Annotated in this window: 17 protein-coding genes; 15 read left to right on the top strand and 2 right to left on the bottom strand. The window is 43.8% G+C overall.

Going from position 1 to position 17,429, the window contains the following annotated elements; translation table 11 throughout:
• The first annotated feature begins 35 nt into the window (after positions 1 to 35).
• From GPA07_RS13425 to GPA07_RS13370, 12 genes are all read left to right on the top strand, one after another.
• Positions 36 to 1,409, top strand: a complete 1,374-nt coding sequence (locus tag GPA07_RS13425) for a PTS galactitol transporter subunit IIC (protein ID WP_071167751.1) — start codon at positions 36 to 38, stop codon at positions 1,407 to 1,409.
• Positions 1,410 to 1,428: 19 nt separating this feature from the next.
• Positions 1,429 to 1,707 (top strand): PTS sugar transporter subunit IIB, encoded by a 279-nt coding sequence (locus GPA07_RS13420; RefSeq protein WP_008358887.1) that lies wholly within the window; start codon positions 1,429 to 1,431, stop codon positions 1,705 to 1,707.
• 62 nt (positions 1,708 to 1,769) lie between these two features.
• The gene (locus GPA07_RS13415) at positions 1,770 to 2,216 is read left to right on the top strand and encodes a hypothetical protein (protein ID WP_071167750.1); all 447 of its coding nucleotides are present in this window, start codon (positions 1,770 to 1,772) and stop codon (positions 2,214 to 2,216) included.
• The gene (locus GPA07_RS13410) at positions 2,213 to 3,244 is read left to right on the top strand and encodes an alcohol dehydrogenase catalytic domain-containing protein (RefSeq protein ID WP_071167749.1); all 1,032 of its coding nucleotides are present in this window, start codon (positions 2,213 to 2,215) and stop codon (positions 3,242 to 3,244) included. The genes GPA07_RS13415 and GPA07_RS13410 overlap by 4 nt, the downstream gene beginning before the upstream one ends.
• A gap of 180 nt (positions 3,245 to 3,424) precedes the next feature.
• Positions 3,425 to 4,408, top strand: a complete 984-nt coding sequence (locus GPA07_RS13405) for a thiamine pyrophosphate-dependent dehydrogenase E1 component subunit alpha (RefSeq protein ID WP_071167748.1) — start codon at positions 3,425 to 3,427, stop codon at positions 4,406 to 4,408.
• A gap of 31 nt (positions 4,409 to 4,439) precedes the next feature.
• Positions 4,440 to 5,420, top strand: a complete 981-nt coding sequence (locus tag GPA07_RS13400; protein ID WP_071169174.1) for an alpha-ketoacid dehydrogenase subunit beta — start codon at positions 4,440 to 4,442, stop codon at positions 5,418 to 5,420.
• Positions 5,421 to 5,437: 17 nt separating this feature from the next.
• A complete protein-coding gene (locus GPA07_RS13395) occupies positions 5,438 to 6,760 on the top strand; it encodes a dihydrolipoamide acetyltransferase family protein (protein ID WP_157292708.1) in 1,323 nt (440 codons plus the stop codon).
• A gap of 12 nt (positions 6,761 to 6,772) precedes the next feature.
• The gene (gene lpdA / locus GPA07_RS13390; protein ID WP_157292706.1) at positions 6,773 to 8,155 is read left to right on the top strand and encodes a dihydrolipoyl dehydrogenase; all 1,383 of its coding nucleotides are present in this window, start codon (positions 6,773 to 6,775) and stop codon (positions 8,153 to 8,155) included.
• A 31-nt stretch (positions 8,156 to 8,186) separates the two neighbouring features.
• Positions 8,187 to 8,882 carry an SDR family NAD(P)-dependent oxidoreductase gene (locus GPA07_RS13385; RefSeq protein WP_071167745.1) on the top strand — a complete coding sequence of 232 codons (696 nt, stop codon included), beginning with the start codon at positions 8,187 to 8,189 and terminating at the stop codon, positions 8,880 to 8,882.
• A complete protein-coding gene (locus GPA07_RS13380) occupies positions 8,839 to 9,645 on the top strand; it encodes an SDR family NAD(P)-dependent oxidoreductase (RefSeq protein ID WP_157292704.1) in 807 nt (268 codons plus the stop codon). Before GPA07_RS13385 ends, GPA07_RS13380 begins: the two co-directional genes overlap by 44 nt.
• Before the next feature lie 93 nt (positions 9,646 to 9,738).
• Positions 9,739 to 10,695 carry a sugar-binding transcriptional regulator gene (locus GPA07_RS13375; protein WP_008358907.1) on the top strand — a complete coding sequence of 319 codons (957 nt, stop codon included), beginning with the start codon at positions 9,739 to 9,741 and terminating at the stop codon, positions 10,693 to 10,695.
• Positions 10,696 to 10,758: 63 nt separating this feature from the next.
• Positions 10,759 to 11,088 (top strand): hypothetical protein, encoded by a 330-nt coding sequence (locus tag GPA07_RS13370; protein WP_008358910.1) that lies wholly within the window; start codon positions 10,759 to 10,761, stop codon positions 11,086 to 11,088.
• Positions 11,089 to 11,239: 151 nt separating this feature from the next.
• Here GPA07_RS13370 and GPA07_RS13365 read toward each other — a convergent pair whose 3' ends face one another.
• Entirely contained in the window at positions 11,240 to 12,565 is a 1,326-nt protein-coding gene (locus tag GPA07_RS13365; protein ID WP_008358913.1) for an APC family permease, read from the bottom strand.
• Between the two features lie 329 nt (positions 12,566 to 12,894).
• On the opposite strand from GPA07_RS13365, the gene GPA07_RS13360 reads away from it, so the two are divergent.
• Positions 12,895 to 13,851, top strand: coding sequence for a ring-cleaving dioxygenase (locus GPA07_RS13360; RefSeq protein WP_008358915.1), 957 nt, complete (start codon positions 12,895 to 12,897; stop codon positions 13,849 to 13,851).
• A 232-nt stretch (positions 13,852 to 14,083) separates the two neighbouring features.
• On the opposite strand, the gene GPA07_RS13355 is transcribed toward GPA07_RS13360, so the two are convergent.
• A complete protein-coding gene (locus GPA07_RS13355; RefSeq protein ID WP_008359374.1) occupies positions 14,084 to 15,409 on the bottom strand; it encodes a S1C family serine protease in 1,326 nt (441 codons plus the stop codon).
• A 170-nt stretch (positions 15,410 to 15,579) separates the two neighbouring features.
• On the opposite strand from GPA07_RS13355, the gene proG reads away from it, so the two are divergent.
• Together proG and GPA07_RS13345 are read left to right on the top strand one after the other, a co-directional pair.
• Entirely contained in the window at positions 15,580 to 16,404 is an 825-nt protein-coding gene (proG, locus tag GPA07_RS13350; protein ID WP_157292702.1) for a pyrroline-5-carboxylate reductase ProG, read from the top strand.
• A 189-nt stretch (positions 16,405 to 16,593) separates the two neighbouring features.
• Positions 16,594 to 17,418 (top strand): M55 family metallopeptidase, encoded by an 825-nt coding sequence (locus tag GPA07_RS13345; protein WP_157292701.1) that lies wholly within the window; start codon positions 16,594 to 16,596, stop codon positions 17,416 to 17,418.
• The last annotated feature ends 11 nt before the right edge of the window (positions 17,419 to 17,429 follow it).

Genomic DNA, 17,429 nt, shown 5'->3' with positions numbered 1-17,429 from the left:
AAGCGCTTTATCTGAAAAATTCAGGAGGTGGATGTATGATCAAGCAAGCCGTCGATTTTATATTAGACCTTGGACCAACTATTATGCTCCCAATTATTATGACGATTTTCGGTGTAATTTTAAGGCAAGGCTTTAAAAAATCCTTCCGAGCAGGTATTACAATTGGAATTGGCTTTGTCGGGGTCAATCTTGTCATTAATTTACTTGTGAGCGGTCTTGGACCAGCAGCAAAAGCCATGGTCAACTCTCTTGGGTTAAAGCTCGATATTTTGGATGTTGGCTGGCCGATTGGGGCCGCCATTTCATTTGGTACACCTGTTGCTCCTTTGATGATTCCTCTTGTGCTTTTATTAAATGTCATCTTGTTGTCCGTTAATTTCACGAAAACACTGAATGTGGATATTTGGAATTTCTGGCATTTGATTTTCGCAGCCTCTGTTACTTACTATGCTTATCATAATATGTTCTTGGCCCTTGCCGTTGGCTTGATCGTCTCTGCGATAACGCTTAAATTAGCCGACTGGACGGCGCCGACAATTGAACACCATTTCGGCTTAAAAGGTGTATCCATGGCTCATGCTGAAACGGTCAACTTCGCGCCGCTTATGTATGCGTCAAACCGTGTCATTGATAAAATCCCTGGTTTAAACAAAATTCATGCTGATCCAGAAACGTTGAAAAAACGCTTTGGTATTTTTGGTGAACCGCTTGTGATGGGTCTTATACTTGGTATCATTATTGGTCTTCTTGGCGGCTATGACGCGAAAGGTGTCATGACCCTTGGGATTCAAATGGCGGCAGTTCTTGTGTTAATGCCAAGAATGGTTGCTTTATTAATGGAAGGACTCATTCCAATCTCGGAGGGCGCTCGTTCTTATATTCAAAAGCGTTTCCCTGGGAAAAACGTCTATATTGGCTTAGATACAGCGATTGTCATTGGTCATCCAGCTAATATGGCTGTCGCTCTGTTGATGGTGCCGATCACCATTTTGCTCGCAGTTGTGCTTCCTTACAATGGTATGCTGCCGTTTGCCGACTTATCGGTTCTGCCATTTACAGTTGTATGGGCAGTAGCAGCCGCTCGTGGAAATATTATTCGCGGTCTCATTAACAGTATTTTTACATTGATGATCGTCTTCTTTATCGCAACGAATCTCGCACCACTTGCGACAACAATGGGGAAAGCCGTCGGTTTTGATTTCCCAGAAGGGGCCAACATGATTTCTGGTATTGATCTCGGTTCTCACGTCATTCCTTGGATCATGGTGAGACTTCTTGATCCGAGCAACCCTTACTTCATTGCAGCGATTGTTAGTGCACTGGCTTATGCGCTTCTTTGGTACTGGGTGCGAAATGATATTAAAAAGCAGTATGCAAAAGAAATGGGTTTAGATCAGAAAGAACAATAAACGAGCTGGAGGGATTCTGATGGCTAAAAAAATATTGGTATCGTGCGGAACAGCAGTTGCGACGTCAACGGTGGTGGCGAAAAAGGTAGAAGAGACGTTAAAGGAAAAAGGGTACGATGTCGTCGTTGAACAATGTAAGGCATCTGAGGTTCCGCAAAAAGCGGAGGGCGCTGATTTAATTGTGACGACAACGCCTGTGAGTGATACAAAAGGGACGCCTGTGATTCAAACGTTATCCTTTTTAACCGGATTTGGCATTGAAGAAGATATTGAAAAAATTATCGATCATATTAAGTAAACGATGTGTGCGTGGAGGAGCTGTCATGGCTCCTTCCATGTCATTTGAAAGGAGGAGCGCTCATGCAGCAGCATGCTTACAGCCGTACGTCTGCGATGTTTTCTATTTTTCTTCCGGCTTTGTTAATATGTCTGTTTTTTCTGTGGTCTCTTTATACGTTATTGTCATCAGGACCTGAACCATTAGCTGTGTTAGGTGTTTATACGCTGCCTATCCTCATGCTCTCTAGCATCACGGGACTGAATCAGCCAACGAATGTCATCATTAGTGAAGATGAGCTGAAAATAGGTGCTTTTGGCAGATGGCACACATATGCTGTTTCCGATATTAAAGGAAAACTGTTTTTAAAGCCATATCCGCATATTGGGAAAGTCTATGTCAGAGTGGGACCGGCGCGAATATTCGGCGGACGCTACTGGATTTCAAGTGAGATGAGTGAATACAAGCAGCTTGTTCAAACCTTACAGGATTTTGCGAAGTGCGATGAAAAGGAGGATGCAGCAATATGAAATCAGCTGTCTTTTATTCTTCAGAGGACATTCGTTATGAGGAGCGGAAGCGGCCTGTCATTGATGATGATGAAGTGTTGTTAAGGATGCGTGCGTGCGGCTTATGCGGGACGGACATTTACAAAGCGACACATGAGACGGTACCTCCTGGGACGGTGCTGGGACATGAAATTGCTGGTGATATTGTCGAAACGGGCCGTCACGTCACACATGTTCAAAAGGGAGACAGGGTGTATGTAGCGCATCATGTCCCTTGCTTCACCTGTGACTTTTGTCAAAAAGGATTTTATACCATGTGCCCGCAATTTGCAGCAACAAATGTAGAGCCGGGCGGGTTTTCAGAATATATTCGTGTTCCTGCTTTACATGTCAAGCATACAATGGGCAAGCTCCCGCATGATGTTTCATATGAACAAGGGGCGATGGTCGAACCGGTCGCCTGTTGTCTGCACGGATTTGAACGAGCGCCTGTTCATCCAGGAGATTCTGTCTTGATTCTTGGAGCGGGGCAAATTGGCTGTATCCAATTACAGCTCGCCAAATATTATTTGGCTGGAAAAGTGATGATCACGGATGTGAATGAAAACCGGCTGCTCCAAGCGAGAAATTTAGGTGCAGACGTCGCTTTTCACCCAGCATCTGATCCAGTAGAAAACCGGGTCATGAAAGAAACCGATGGAAAGGGAGCAGATCTTGTGATCATTTCTGTTGGGAGCAGTGCACTCTTAAAAGAGGCGTTTCAAGCTGTAGCGCGAGGCGGGACGATTTTAGTGTTTGCTCATTTTCCGAAGGGGGATGTCTCCATTCCGGCTGAGCGGTTTTTCCATGATGAAGTGAAAGTAGTGGGAGCTTATTCTTCGCACCCATATCACTATCGTGAAGCGCTTGAGCTGCTGAAGGCGAAGGTGGTTCACACAGAAAAGATGGTGACGCACCGTTATCCGTTAAGTCAGCTGCTGCAGGCGATAGAATGTGCAAGGCATCCAGAAGGTGAGAGCGTCAAAATCATGATGTATCCTGATGAATGAGAATGCACGAGATGGAGAGAAAGAGAAGGTCTTTGGGAAAGGGCTTTGTCTTTCTCTTTTTTTCTGACAAATGGTGAAAACGCTTAAAAAATAAACGGAAATGCTTGACTTCAATGAGAGTTAAACGTATGATAATTACAAATGTAACATATAAGAACAAATGTAAAGGGGAGAGAAGAAATGCAAAAACAAATCACTTTGCCTGAACAGATTAGTCATGAGAAATTAGCAGATTTATATAAACAAATGTGGTTAGTGAGATATTTTGATGAGAAGGTCGATCAGTTTTTTGCAAAAGGATTAATCCACGGAACAACCCATTTATGTGTTGGACAGGAAGCGTCGGCAGTTGGATCTATTGCTGTGTTAAAGGATGAAGATAAGATTGTCAGCACACACCGCGGACATGGTCACTGTATTGCAAAAGGTGCAGAGGTCAATAAAATGATGGCTGAGCTGTTTGGACGTGAAACCGGCTATTGCAAAGGAAAAGGCGGCTCAATGCATATTGCCGACTTAGAAAAAGGGAACCTTGGGGCAAATGGAATTGTTGGCGGAGGAATTCCGCTTGCAACAGGCGCAGCGCTCACTTCTAAAATGAAGCAGGAAGGTTTTGTTGTCCTTTGTTTCTTCGGAGATGGTGCGACAAATGAAGGCAGCTTCCATGAAGCGCTAAACCTTGCATCTATTTGGGATTTACCTGTTGTGTTCATTTGTGAAAACAACCAATACGGCATGTCTGGCCCAGTGAAAGAAATGATCAAAATCGAAGACATTTCAACAAGAGCCGTGAGCTACGGAATGCCAGGAAAAACGGTCGATGGAAATGACATGGTCGAGATCATGAATACAGTAGATGAAGCTGTGAGCCGAGCAAGAGCTGGAGAAGGGCCATCACTTATTGAAATGAAAACGTATCGGTGGAAGGGTCACTCAAAGAGTGATGCGAAAAAATACCGTACACGTGAAGAAGAGACAGAATGGAGACAAAAAGATGGAATTAAACGCTTTAAGTCTCTCTTGATTGATCTCAATGTTTTGACAGAAGAACAGGCTGCTATTTTACAAGAAGAAGCGAAGCAGGAGATTGAGGCATCTGTTGAATTTGCGAAAAACAGTAAAGAACCGTCAATTGACACACTATTAGAGGATGTATACGCCTAATTAGGAGGGGAATCACGTGACAAAAACAACAGTGAGAGAGATTTCATATTTAGAAGCCGTTCGAGAAGCTATGAGTCAGGAAATGAGAGAAAACCAGGATGTTTTCATTTTAGGTGAGGATATCGGCGTATACGGTGGCGCATTTGGCGTCACGCGCGGCATGATTGAAGAATTTGGTCCAGAGCGCGTACGCAATACACCAATTTCAGAGGCTGCCATCGCAGGGGGCGCAGTCGGAGCGGCTTTGACAGGCATGCGTCCAATTTTAGAACTTCAATTCTCTGACTTTATTACGATCGCAATGGATCAGCTTGTCAACCAAGCAGCCAAAACACGTTACATGTTTGGCGGAAAAGGGAAGGTGCCGCTTGTTGTGAGAACACCAGCAGGCTCTGGAACAGGTGCCGCAGCGCAGCACTCACAAAGTTTAGAAGCGTGGATGGCTCATATCCCAGGACTAAAGGTTGTCCAGCCTTCAACGGCTTATGATGCAAAAGGACTTTTAAAAGCGGCAATAGATGATGACAACCCTGTCATTTTCTACGAGCATAAGCTTTTATATAAAACAATCGGTGAAGTGCCAGAAGAGCAGTATTCGATTCCTTTAGGGAAAGCGGATGTGAAAAGAAGCGGGAAGGACGTCACGATTGTAGCAACAGCCATTATGGTGCACAAAGCTTTGGAAGCGGCGAAGGAATTAGAAGCAGAAGGAATCGATGTCGAAATCATCGACCCAAGAACACTCGTCCCTTTAGATGAAGAAACGATTATCGAATCTGTGAAGAAAACGGGCAAATGTATCGTGGTTCATGAGGCAGTGAAACGAGGCGGCTACGGCGGAGAGATTGCGAGTATGATAGCGGAAAGTGACGCCTTCGACTATTTAGATGCACCTATTAAACGACTTGGCGGTCTTCCAGTACCAATACCTTATAATCCAACGCTGGAAAAAGCGGTCATTCCACAAGTACCAGATATTATTGAAGCAGCAAAAGAGCTCGTGCGCTCTTAAATAAAGGGGAGAAGATCATGCCAAAAGAGATATTTATGCCGAAGCTGAGCAGTACGATGGAGATCGGCACCTTGCTTCAATGGTTTAAAGAAGAAGGAGATTCGGTTGAAATCGGTGAGCCTCTTTTTGAAATTATGACAGACAAGATTAATATCGAAGTTGAAGCCTACGATGATGGCATTTTTTTAAAGAAATACTATGAAGCAGATGATCAAATTCCGATCAATGCTGTCATTGGGTATATCGGAGAGGCAAATGAACAGGTGCCGAGTGAGCCGCCTGCACAGGCAGATGAAGCATCCCCTGATGACAGCGGGGCATCATCACAATCTGTTTCATCTGTTTCTGCTGAAGTTGAACCAGCAACTGATGAGAAAGTACGTGCAACGCCTGCGGCGAGAAAAACGGCAAAAGATCACCATGTGGCGATTCACGAGGTATCTGGCACAGGTCCAAAAGGCAGAATTCAAAAACGGGATGTCGAAGCGGTCCTTCATACGAGCGAGAAAGGCCAGCGCATATCACCACTTGCAGGAAAAGTGGCTGCTCGTGAAGGGATCGACTTAGCAAATGTGTCTGGTTCTGGCGCTCACGGGAAAATCATGAAGAGTGATGTGAAAGCAGCAGGGTCACAAAAAGCAGACGCTGCTCCAGTGAAAACACAAAAACTAGCGGGTATGAGAAAAGTGATCGCAGATCGCATGTCTCAAAGTGCCTTTACAGCCCCGCACGTCACGTTAACAAGTGAAATCGATATGACAAAAGCGAAAGAAGTGCGCAAGCAGCTATTGCCAGCGATTGAAAAAGAGACAGGCTACAGATTATCGTTTACTGAAATCATCATTCATGCGGTTAGCAGTGTTCTCACGCGCCACCCGCAAATCAATATGACGTTTGAACAAAATGAGCTCCATTTCCATGAGGATGTGCACATTGGTCTTGCTGTTGCTGTGAAAGACGGCTTAATGGTTCCAGTTATTTCTCATGCGAATCAAAAAGGGCTAAAACAGCTGACAAAAGAGGCAAAAGAAATCGGCCAAAACGCACGTGATCAAAAACTGCTACCAGATCAGCTGAAAGGGTCCACATTTACCATTAGTAACTTAGGTATGTATGCCATTGATACCTTTACCCCAATCATTAACCAGCCAGAAGTGGCGATTTTAGGTGTTGGACGTATTCAAGAAAAACCTGTAGTGGTAGATGGAGAAATTCAGGTGCGGCCAATGATGGGCGTCAGCTTATCATTTGATCACCGCGTGGTAGATGGTGCACCAGCGGCTGCCTTTTTAACAGACCTTAAAAAAGTGCTTGAACAACCATTTGAATTGCTAATGTAGGAGATGAATCGGATGACAAAAACGTATGATCTGACAGTCATTGGCGGAGGGCCTGGCGGGTATACCGCCGCCCTTCAAGCAGCTGAGCGCGGACGCAAGGTTGCCTTGATTGAAGAGGATTTTCTAGGCGGTACGTGTTTAAATCGAGGCTGTATCCCATCAAAGACACTGCTCAAACATGCAGAAGTCATTGAATCAATTGAGAAGGCAAAAAGCTGGGGAATCGAAACAGGTGAGATGGTTCTTTCCTTTGATAAAATGAGAAAGCGTAAAGATGATGTCATTGAAAAACTCAGGGGCGGAATTGCCTTTTTATTAAAGCAAGGGAAGATTGATGTATTCAGCGGCAGAGGCACAGCTGTCACAAAGCATCGCATTGACATTGAAAAACAAGATGGGTCAGAAACGATTGAAACAAAAGAGCTGATCATTGCCACCGGATCTTCACCTGCTATTCCACCTATTCCGGGGCTCAAAGAGATTCAATTTGACACAAGTGATACGATCTTTGACATCCCAGATATTCCTTCATCTGTTGTCATCATTGGCGGAGGTGTCATTGGTCTTGAGCTAGCATGTATTTTCCAAAGTCTTCAATCAAAGGTCACCATTATTGAAGCGGCCCCGTCCATTATTCCGCAAGAGGATGAAGAGGCATCGAAACTGCTAGAAAAAGAATTGAAGAAAAAAGGCATTCATATCGCAAAGAAAACAACTGTGACAGAGGTAACAGAAAGCGAAGGAGTCAAAGCGGTTCATGCAACGGATGATAAAGGGGAAACGCACATCTTTACGGCTGAAAGACTCCTTGTGTGTGTAGGAAGAAGACCGAATGTATCAGCTGTCACCCAGCTTGATCTTCAGCTGGATGGTCCTTTTATCAAAGTAAACGACCAGATGCAGACAAGTGCTGAAGGTGTATATGCAATTGGAGATGTAGCCGGCGGCTATCAGCTCGCTCATGCGGCGATGGCAGAGGCAGCCGTTGCGGTCAGCAATATATGCGGCGAATTTGAAAAGATGAATAACGATATCGTCCCTAGATGTATTTATACATTGCCGGAGGTAGCGAGTGTAGGGCTTACAGAGAAAGAGGCAAAAGGAAAAGGGCTTAACGTGCAGACGGAGCGATTCGATTTAGCAGCAAGTGGAAAAGCGTTGGCAGCTGGTGTTCAAACAGGCTTTATTAAACTCGTATACGATACAGTATATGGTGAAGTCATTGGCGCAACGATGGTTGGTCCGCACGTCACAGAGATGATATCAGAAGCTTCCTCATTTATGTACTTAGAAGGAACTGCTGAAGAGATGGCCAAGATGATTCATCCGCATCCAACTATCTCAGAAGGCTTTTATGAAGCAGCCCTTGATATCGTAAGTAAGCTGAGAAAATAAATGACAAACAAGGGATAGGGAGGAGATCCATGTGCACGTCCAGCTTCAACAGAAAGCTGCACTTGTGACAGGTAGCACAGATGGATTTGGAGAAGCCATCTGTCTGGCTTTAGCCCAGGCAGGTGCACATGTTTTTATCCACACTTTTCATGATGAATCAAAGGCAAAATCCATTCGTGAAGATATTCAAAAAATGGGTGGTAAGGCGAGTATTATCATGAATCCGCTTCAGACACCGCATGATGCCAAGTTCATGATGAGGCAAGTAATTGATACATGCGGCAAGCTTGATATTTTGGTCAATCAAGTTGAGCAGAGAGCGGACGCGGTGCTTACCGGTGTAAGCCCTGATAAATGGGTCGATGAAGTGGAAGGAACCGTGAATACAGTTTTTCTTTCTAGTCAAGCCGCTGTCTGGCATATGGTGGACCAGAAGCAAGGCTGCATCATTAATATATCCTCATCAGGGAGCATCACAGGTGATGGCGGGATGTCACATGCGACATCGAATAGTATGCTGAATGCCATGACAAAAGGGTTAGCGCGAGAATTTAAAGACAAAGGCATCCGGGTGCTGGCATTATTACCGCCTCCTCTCCATTTGCTTCCTGACAAAGAGCAAATCAAGGAGACGGTGGCCCATATGACGGTATTCTTAAGTACATCGTATGGCGCATTTACAGATGGATCAGCGATTATGCTCGACGGGGGTGAGAGCGCTGGCTAATCACCAAAAAACAGTTCTCATCGTTGGTGGTGCCCAAGGGATCGGGAAAGAAATTGCCGAACGCTTTTTAAAAGAAGGGCATCGTGTGGCTGTGTCCGACATAGATGAACAGGGGCTTTTGCTCTTAAAAAAACAGCATCCTCAGCTGCTGACGTTTCAAGTTGACGTTTCATCGTGGGAAAGTGTTCAGCGGATGATGTCAGCAGCCGAAAGGGATCTGAATGGTATCGGTCATCTAGTGTATTCTGCGGGGATGACGAAATCACTTCCCTTTTTAGAAGTTGATTTTTCGCTTTGGAAAAAGACACTGGCCGTCAATTTATATGGTCTTTTTTATTGCATCAAAGCGTTGGCACCCTATCTATGTGAGCGGCAAGAAGGCAGTGTGGTCATCATTGGATCGGGGTCTGCGATAACAGGCTCTGGCGGCGGTATTCAGTACTACGCCTCAAAAGCAGGTGCTTTTGGCTTGATGCGTTCACTCGTAAAGGAATTAGGCGCCCATCATGTACGTATCAATGTGATTGCCCCCCGCGTGATTGAATCTCAGATGCTTGATACGCTTTATCCCGCTGAGGAGGAGAAAAGACAGCTTCAATCACTTATTCCCATTGGGAGATTAGGAAAACCTGAAGATATCGCAGGACTCACTTTATTTCTCGCAAGTGACGAGGGAAGCTATTTGCACGGCCAGATTATCCTGTTGGATGGCGGGAGAACGTATCAGCCAAAATATACGGAGGGAAAAAGAGCGGAGAGTTGATCGCTCTTTTTGTCATTTTCATAACAATTGTTCCAATTAGAAACGAATGTTTGGTATACTGGTAATCATAGTATATTAAAAGGATGATGTCACATGCTGAATTGGGAAGAAAGACGACAGCTCGTCAAGGTTGCTCATCTTTATTATACAGACGGGTGGACGCAGCAGGAGATTGCAAAGAAGTTAAATGTCTCAAGACCAGTCATTTCAAAGCTCTTGCAAAAAGCAAAAGATGTGGGAATCGTTGAAGTGTACATCAAAGATGAAAGTATTCATACAGTGGAACTTGAAAAGCAACTAGAAACGACCTTTCAATTAACAGATGCTGTCGTTGTCCCAAGTGTCGGGACAATGTCTGAGTTAGTTAAGCGGGCAGTCGGTCAGGCAGGCGCCTATTATCTGTCTAAAAACATGAAAGATGCTGAGAAAATCGGCATTTCTTGGGGGACGACACTCGCTGAGCTTGTGAAGGAATATCCATTTGAACGAAGAAGCAATGTCAAAGTGATTCCTTTAGAGGGCGGAATGGGCAGGCAGGCAGTCGACATTCATGCCAATCAGCTCGCATATGAGCTGGCAAAGAAGATGAATGGCACGTGTTCCTATTTATATGCACCTGCGATCTTAGAAACGGAAGAACTAAAAGAGCGGCTTATGGCGATGCAGGACATAGAAGCTGTGCTTGAAGAAGGCAGAAATGTCGATATTGCCCTCATCGGTATTGGGAATCCGCATAAAGGCTCGACATTAAAAACTGTCGGTTATTTAAAGGAAGAGGATTTATCTGGGTTAAGACAATCAGGAGCTGTTGGTGATATTGGCTTTCGCTTCTTTGATAGTGAAGGGAAACCTGTCCAAGATGAACTGAACCAAAAGGTCATTGGGTTATCGTTAGAACAATTAAAGAATGTTAAAAAAGTCATTGCAGTTGTGGAAGGAACCCATAAAGCCGAAAGTATTCTAGGAGCTTTAAATGGCGGCTTCATTCAAGTGCTGGTGACCGATGAATTGACTGCGGCAGCCATTTTAAAGGAAGCATCAGTCCAATAAACGGCTGACGGTCATCGTATTGTATAAAAAGAGCAACATCAAACGAGAAAGGAGCTGTGTATCTTGAAGAAAACCGAAATGGAAGCAAACCTACACTGTACTCGGTGCCAAGAAGAGACCCTCCACAGCATCGTTTATGTGAATGATCAGATGAAAAGCGTTGAGTGTACAGAATGTCATCAGAAGATCAGTGTGCAAGTCGACATCATGAAGGAATTTTACAAAGAAGTATACGAAAAAATTGCCACAAAACCGAAGCGGATGACGCAGGAATATAAGGCGAATTTGAATGGATTTATCTCAAGACTTCCTATCCGCGTTCTAAGCAAGCCTTACCGGCTCATGAGATATTTAAACGAATCGTATAAGGTGATCAAGCAATATAAAAAATAAAGCAGAGGCTGTTTAGCGCTCTGCTTCAGCGTGCAGACAAACCCTCGCATTCGTTGTCAGGTCTGTGCTCCGGTGCTCGTCCTTCCTAGACTTCAAAGGTTTTCTAGCACGCTGAAAAGAAGACACAGGATTAAAATAAAGCAGAGGCTATTTAGCGCTCTGCTTTATTTTGTGTTTTTTTCATATAGTAATAAATCGGCAGTCCGGCTATTCCGATCAGCATGGAGATCAGGCAGCTTTTCCAATCTGTGATCATGGTGCTGATTAAGACGAATAAAGAGCCGATAATCGCGATGATCGGTGTCAGCGGGTAAAGTGGTACGCTATAAGCGCGCTGCATGCCGCTGTTTTGTTTTCTTAGCTTAAATACAGCGAAAAAAGCCATTACATAAAAGATATAAATCATGAAAATCGAAACCTCTGACAGCTTCTCTGGATTACTCACTATCATAAATACAATGGCAATTAATATTTGTACAAATACAGCGATCCAAGGTGTTTGAAAGGTGGGGTGAATACGTGAGATGGCTTTTGCAAACGGAATCTGCTTGCGTTCTGCCATCGCAAAAATCACACGCGGGAACGAAAGAACTTTCCCATTCAAACAGCCAAAGATACTAATGATGATCCCAATACTAATCATTTTACCGCCAATTGGACCAAAGAGCATTGTAGCAGCCGTACTTGTCGCATTTTCACCTAGCTGGACGATTTGATCAGCTGGTAACACGTGCAAAAGGGCAACGTTAATAAAGAGATAACAAGCCGTGACAATTAAAATACCGCCAGCCATTGCACGAGGAAGGAGCTTCTCTGGATTTTTCATTTCACCGCCAAGCGCTGCAAGCAAAATCCAGCCATCATAGGCAAATAGCGTAGCCAAAATCGCTGCACCGAAGTTCATCTGAGTGATACTTTCATTGATGGCTGTGAAGATATCTTCATTTCCCTTCCACAAGCCAAACACAATAATAGCCGCAATTGGAACAAGCTTTCCGATGGTGGTCAGCCCTTGGACAAACCCGCCGTATTTCGTTCCCATCACGTTGATTACACATAAAAAAAGAACGGTGATAATACCGATGGTTGTAGACCATAAAGAAGAAAGAGAAAATAAATTGGCCAATAATGAACCAAAATAAAGACCAAGAGCACCAATAATGGCAGGCCCGTAAATAATAATTTGCACCCAGCCGCATAAGTAGCCCCAAAATTCACCGTACACTTCTTCAAGATAGGCATATAAACCGCCAGTACGCGGAATTTGTGTACCAATTTCAGCAACAGTTAGTCCGCCTGTGAGGGTTAAGATTCCGCCTAACAGCCAAGCAAATAATGCGACGCCTGAGCTTCCTGAATAAGAAAGGACGTTGCCTGGCTTCATAAATACGCCGGACCCAATAATGGTCCCGATGACAAGAGAAAGGGCAAAAAATAAGCCGATGTCTTGTTTTAACGCTGGTTGTTCTTTGTTCATTACACACGACCTCCTGCATCACTTTCGTACGTTACTGTGACATGTATTTTGTTCATTGTAATACGATTTTAGGAAAACAAGAATTAAAAAAATTTTCTGATTTTCGTATTTATATTTAAAAGTGTTTGTTTATTGGAGATATTAGGATGAATGTTATCTTAAAAGCGAACAATGGAAGATTATTGTTGATTTAATGTTAATTTAATAGGCGAAAACCGAACAACCAGTAAAAGTGCAGCCAAATGGTTGACTTTTCTTAAAAAATGGCCTATTTTATTCATAAGGATATTATCTTGAATTCGAGATATTTTAAAATAGGAGTGAGAAAGATGAAAGTAAATGGAATTCACCACGTATCAGCATTAACAGCAAATGCTCAGAAAAATGTTGATTTCTACCGCCAAATCCTTGGCTTGAAACTTGTCAAGAAAACAGTCAATCAGGATGACCCTTCAATGTATCATTTATTTTATGGAGATGAGGTCGCCTCACCAGGAACGGAGTTGACATTCTTTGAAATTCCAATGCTGGCCCGCCGTTTGGAGGGAACAAATGCGATCACACGCACAGGTCTTCTTGTTTCTTCAAAAGAGGCTCTTGCCTTTTGGGAAAAGCGGTTTGAAGAAAAAGGTGTGAAGCAAGAAACAGCTTCCTTAAGAGCCGGCAGACCTGCCTTGAAATTTACAGATCCAGAAGGGCAGCAGCTGTTTTTGACAGTTGAACCACGTGTAAAGGATGCTGGCTCACCGCCAGTGCATGATGATATTCCTGCAGATTATGCGATTAGAGGTTTAGGCCCAGTGGAATTGACCGTTGCAAAAGCAGAAAAAACGATCCGTGTTTTAACGGACATCCTCGGCTTCACAGAAAAGGCACGTGAACAATCGAATGATGGTGAAATGGTAACCATCTTTGAATCAGGAAAAGGCGGAGCGGGAACAGAGATTCATGTGATTGAAAAAGCAGAAGGACCCTTTGAGCGTTCAGGCAGAGGAAGTGTTCATCACGTGGCCTTTCGTGTAGAAGATGCAGAGGAGCTTGAAAAATGGCATGACAAAATATCAAAAGCAGGCTTCACGAACTCTGGTGTCGTGGAACGCTTCTACTTCAAAGCTCTTTACTTTAGAGAGCCAAACGGTATTTTGTTTGAAATTTCAACAGATGGTCCTGGGTTTACAGTGGACGAAGGTGTGGATGAGCTTGGCGATCAGTTAGCACTTCCACCATTTCTAGAGCACAAACGAGCAGAAATTGAACAAAGATTAGCCCCAATTTCATCAACATAACAAAAGCAGCTCATAATTGAGCTGCTTAGCGTGTAGACAAACCCTCGCATTCTTTGTCAGTCCTGCGTGCCGGTGCTCACGAATGCCAAATTCGCTCCGCTCCGGTACTCGTCCTTCCTAGACTGGAAAGGTTTTCATGTCACGCTGAAAAGAAGACAAAGGGCTAAAATAAAGATCATTTTAGCCCTTTGTCAACAATCTGAGCAGCTCATAATTGAGCTGCTTTTATCGTTTAGGAGCTGACTTGCTTTGATTCAGATTCCGTTAAGGTGACTTGTTTTGTTTCTTCTTTACCGTTGCGAACGAGTGTGATTTTCACTGTATCTCCTACTTTTGCATTCGTGTAAAGCTCGTGACGTAATTCACTGCCTGTGGTTACTTTTTCGCCGTTGATGGCGGTAATAACATCCTCTGCCTTCAATCCAGCTTTTGCAGCAGGTGAGCCAGATGCGACTTCTTTTACGTACACACCTTTATCCAGCTGACTACTTGTGAGTCCTAAGGTTTCCTTCTGATAAGCGTCTGGGACCTGTTCAAGATCCAGCATGCTGATCCCAATATAAGGACGCTCAATTTTTCCTTTTGAGAGAAGCTGTTCTGCAATTGGTTTGACATCGTTGATTGGGAGCGCAAAGCCAATACCTTCAACGCCAGTTTCAGAAATTTTCATACTTGTGATTCCCACAACCTTTCCGTCTGTTGTGAGAAGTGGTCCGCCGCTGTTGCCTGGGTTAATCGCTGCATCTGTTTGAATGACATTCACACTGCTTTCGCCAGCTGATGTTTCCATAGAGACTGTTCGATCGACACCGCTGACAATTCCTTGTGTGACCGTTCTTGATAAATCTTCACCAAGCGGGTTTCCGATGGCGATCACAGTTTCTCCAGCTCGAAGCGATGAGGAGTCGCCAAGCTCAGCAACTTTTGTGACGTTGCTGCTGCTAATTTCTACAACAGCTAGATCAGTCAGTGAGTCAGAACCGACCAGTTTTCCTTCAACGGTCTTGCCATTGTGCAAGGAGACTGTTAGTTTAGTTGCTCCTTCAATGACATGGTTGTTTGTTAAGACATAGGCTTTACTGCCAGATTTTTTGAAAATCACGCCAGAGCCTGTACCGGTTTCTTCCTCTTGACTGCTATTGTTTTGATTTTGCTGTGATTCATCATAAGGTGTATTGGTATCGCCAAAGTCTGTCGTTGTTTGACTTTGCGTTTGATAGTTTGTAATGCCAACAATGGCTGGTGAGACATTTTCGACCATATTGGAAATGGTGCTGGACGAATTCGATGTCTGTACCGCTGTGGTATTTGACGTATTGGTACTTGTATCATTTTGAGAGACAGCTTCTGTTTTCGTTGATGACGAATCATTTGCTGTACTGCTCTCTGAGTGATGAGCGTATGGGGTGAGAACGTATACACCTAACGCTAACGTACCGCCTGCAATACCGCTTACAAATGGTCTGAACCAGCCACCTGGCTTCTTCTTCTGTTTTTTCGGCTGTTCAATTGTTATTAATTCATAGGAAGTTTGTTTTTCATCATTGTGATTTGTCATCTTGATCACTCTCTTTCATTAATTTTTTCATGTATGTTTTCAGGATGTTTTACTTGTATGTGGTGGAAGCTGACTTTATCTTAAGAAAAAAGTGTGGGATAAAAATGAAAACATTGTGGGAAATTGTTAAAATAAGTAGTGAATCTAAGCAAAACAGAGGAGATTAAACTGTGGAGACAATTGGAATTATTGGATATGGAAGCATGGCTGATATGATGGTACAAAAATGGCTGGAAAGAGGAGTGCTGCATGCCCGTCAGTTGATGATTCATACAAGAAGTGACACAGAGCGGCTGCATCAGCTCAAAGAGACGTACCAAGATGTAAACATCTGTTCATTAGACGACATTTCTGCGTCATGTGATGTCGTGTTTGTGTGTGTGCCGCCGCTTGCTGTACTTGACGTGTTGGATCAGCTGCGCCCGGCAAAGAAAGCTTTACATATTGTATCAGTGGCAGCGGCTGTCACGTTAGAAAAATTAATGCAGCATACGAATCAGCCGGTCTCCAGATACATCCCCACTTTGACCTCAGCCGTAGGTACTGGTGTATCTCTTGTTGCGCATGGTGAAACGGCCGGACAGGAGGCGCGAGAACATCTGCACCGTCTCCTTTCAGCTTTTAGTATCGTCCGGGAAGTGGAGGAAAACCGGTTTGACGCGGCGAGTAATTTGACAAGCTCATCTCCGGGCTTTATTGCGGCGATATTTGAAGAAATGGCGAGAGCCGCTGTAAGAAATAGTGAGCTTTCCTTAGATGAAGCATATGAATGTTTAACTTATGCGCTGTTAGGAACAGGCAAGTTACTTGTGGAACGCGGTCTAACATTCGCTGAAACGGTCGAAAGGGTGGCGACAAAAGGTGGAATTACCGGGGAAGGAGCCGCAGTCATTCAACAACAGGCACCCCAGATGTTTGATGATTTATTTACACAAACGATGAAGAAATATGATCAGCTGAAATCGCAGATCGACGAAGCAGACAAACACCACTAAAGACATCGTTAGTGGTGTTTTATTTGTTAAAAAAATCCTTTAATGATTATTCCTTTGACCCGTAGTATCTGAGTCTAATTTCCTTATTTTCAGACATTGTATTGAAAAATCAATCAAGTTCTCATATAATTTTTTAGAAAATTTAGAAAAATATACACAAATTTTAAGTTTAATTAAAGGGGGATGGGGATGAAGCTCTATGTATCAGTCGATATGGAGGGAATTACTGGTCTAGCTGATCATACATTTGTTGATAGCCGCCAGCACAATTATGAGCGCGGGAGAAAAATCATGACAGGTGAAGTGAACGCCTGTGTAGAAGCTCTTCTTGGTCATGGGGCGACCGATATTTTGGTCAATGACAGTCATTCTAAAATGAATAATCTTTTGATCGAAGAATTGCATGAGGAGGCATCACTCATATCAGGTGATGTGAAACCTTATTCAATGGTACAAGGATTAGATCAAACGTATGATGCGGCTGTTTTTTTAGGTTATCATGCGAGGGCATCGATGAAAGGTGTGATGTCCCACAGTATGATTTTTGGTGTTAGACATTTTTACATAAATGATCATCCAATTGGTGAAATGGGCTTTAATGCGTATGTCGCAGGCTATTATGGTGTTCCGGTGATTCTTGTATGCGGAGATGATCAAGCCGCCCTTGAAGCAGAAGAGCTGATGCCCGGCGTGAGAACAGTTGCAGTGAAAGAAACCATTTCAAGATCTGCTGTGAAATGTTTAACACCAGCCAAAGTAAACAGGCAAATCACTCAGCAAGTGGAAGCTGCAATGAAACAGATTCATCAAATCAAGCCGCTGACGCCTCCTGAACAGCCACTGCTCAAGATCGAGTTTGCCAACTACGGACAAGCTGAATGGGCGAATTTAATGCCGGGTACTGCCATCGAAGAAGGGACAACGACGGTGACGTATCAAGCAGACAATATATTAGAAGCCTACCAAGCGATGCTTGTCATGACAGAGCTTGCCACACGTACAACATTTTGTTAAGCAAGGGGGAG

It is taken from the genome of Bacillus sp. ms-22 (assembly GCF_009759805.1).
Taxonomy (GTDB): Bacteria; Bacillota; Bacilli; order Bacillales; family Bacillaceae; genus Bacillus; species Bacillus xiamenensis.
Note: the sequence above shows the minus strand (reverse complement) of the source record. Positions and strands in the feature narration are given on the sequence as shown.

Coding starts and splice junctions, on each gene's coding strand:
- GPA07_RS13425 (WP_071167751.1), top strand. CDS start 36: ATGATCAAGCAAGCCGTCGATTTTATATTAGACCTTGGACCAACTATT.
- GPA07_RS13420 (WP_008358887.1), top strand. CDS start 1,429: ATGGCTAAAAAAATATTGGTATCGTGCGGAACAGCAGTTGCGACGTCA.
- GPA07_RS13415 (WP_071167750.1), top strand. CDS start 1,770: ATGCAGCAGCATGCTTACAGCCGTACGTCTGCGATGTTTTCTATTTTT.
- GPA07_RS13410 (WP_071167749.1), top strand. CDS start 2,213: ATGAAATCAGCTGTCTTTTATTCTTCAGAGGACATTCGTTATGAGGAG.
- GPA07_RS13405 (WP_071167748.1), top strand. CDS start 3,425: ATGCAAAAACAAATCACTTTGCCTGAACAGATTAGTCATGAGAAATTA.
- GPA07_RS13395 (WP_157292708.1), top strand. CDS start 5,438: ATGCCAAAAGAGATATTTATGCCGAAGCTGAGCAGTACGATGGAGATC.
- lpdA (WP_157292706.1), top strand. CDS start 6,773: ATGACAAAAACGTATGATCTGACAGTCATTGGCGGAGGGCCTGGCGGG.
- GPA07_RS13380 (WP_157292704.1), top strand. CDS start 8,839: ATGGATCAGCGATTATGCTCGACGGGGGTGAGAGCGCTGGCTAATCAC.
- GPA07_RS13375 (WP_008358907.1), top strand. CDS start 9,739: ATGCTGAATTGGGAAGAAAGACGACAGCTCGTCAAGGTTGCTCATCTT.
- GPA07_RS13365 (WP_008358913.1), bottom strand. CDS start 12,565: ATGAACAAAGAACAACCAGCGTTAAAACAAGACATCGGCTTATTTTTT.
- GPA07_RS13360 (WP_008358915.1), top strand. CDS start 12,895: ATGAAAGTAAATGGAATTCACCACGTATCAGCATTAACAGCAAATGCT.
- GPA07_RS13355 (WP_008359374.1), bottom strand. CDS start 15,409: ATGACAAATCACAATGATGAAAAACAAACTTCCTATGAATTAATAACA.
- GPA07_RS13345 (WP_157292701.1), top strand. CDS start 16,594: ATGAAGCTCTATGTATCAGTCGATATGGAGGGAATTACTGGTCTAGCT.